Genomic DNA, 337 nt, shown 5'->3' on the forward strand with positions numbered 1-337 from the left:
GTTCGGCGAGGAGGGCGACGACCTGCTGGTCGGCGACGCGGGCGACGACACGATCAGCGGCGGGTCGGGCAACGACGTGGCGCTGGGCGGGGCGGGCCGCGACCTGATCGGGCTTGGCGCGGGCGACGACCTGGCCACCGGTGACGACGGCGACGACACGCTGTTCGGCGAGGACGGCAACGACACGCTGTTCGGCGGGGCGGGCAACGACCTGCTGAACGGCGGGGCGGGCAACGACGTGCTGTTCGCCGACGGCGGGGCGGACACGCTGTGGGGCGGCGAGGGTGCGGACCTGTTCGCCTTCGGGCGGGCCTCGGGCGGCTCGGTGGTGATGGAC

General features: G+C 75.1%; 1 protein-coding gene. It reads left to right on the top strand.

Going from position 1 to position 337, the window contains the following annotated elements:
* The coding region (locus tag JJL56_RS31295; RefSeq protein WP_282188969.1) for a calcium-binding protein at positions 1–337 on the top strand (337 nt) is incomplete at both ends.

Origin of the sequence: Azospirillum aestuarii (assembly GCF_016632405.1) — a bacterium.
Taxonomy (GTDB): Bacteria; Pseudomonadota; Alphaproteobacteria; order Azospirillales; family Azospirillaceae; genus Azospirillum; species Azospirillum aestuarii.